1 protein-coding gene is annotated in these 540 nt (G+C 73.0%); it reads right to left on the bottom strand.

Annotated features, from left to right (window positions below):
• Positions 1-359: 359 nt before the first annotated feature.
• On the bottom strand, positions 360-540 hold a 181-nt coding region (locus tag JAO81_RS42020), incomplete at its 5' end, for a hypothetical protein (protein ID WP_233416674.1).

Consider the following 540-nt stretch of genomic DNA (forward strand, 5'->3'; position numbering starts at 1 on the left):
GTGGGCTCGGGCTGCTGCGTGGTGCTGCGGCTGACTGCGTCGTCTTCGTCTTGTGCATGCTGCTCGTGTCGTCTCGCTCGCTGAGGCTGTGCCGATGGTGGTGGCCGGGGCGCGGGGCGGGGCGGGGGCCGGGTAGGCGGACGGCTGGGGGGGATGGCTGCGGGCAGGGCCTTGACGGGGTGGGGTAGTGCGGGGGCGCCCGTGGTGTGGGCGCCCCCGAGGGGGTACGGCGCTGGAGAGGTGCCCGGGCCCCTGGGGCCTGGTCTGTCCATGGCTCCTCGGGCCTGCCGGGCAGAGGGCAGGGCTGAGGTGGCTTTGACGCCGTACCCCGGTCTAGGGGTGGTGCAACTGCCCCGGGGTCAGCTCTGGGTGTGGGTGTCGGCGTAGTCGTTGCGGCGGGCGGTGCGCTCTTCGAGGGCGGCGTTGACGGCCTGGTCCTCGATGAGCTCCATGGCCTTGTCGACGGCGCCACCGAACCGCTCGGGTGTCTCGGAGTACGGTCCGGTGCCCACGCTGCTGGGTTCGGTCGGGGCATGTTCG

This window comes from Streptomyces sp. N35 (assembly GCF_016464295.1).
Taxonomy (GTDB): Bacteria; Actinomycetota; Actinomycetes; order Streptomycetales; family Streptomycetaceae; genus Streptomyces.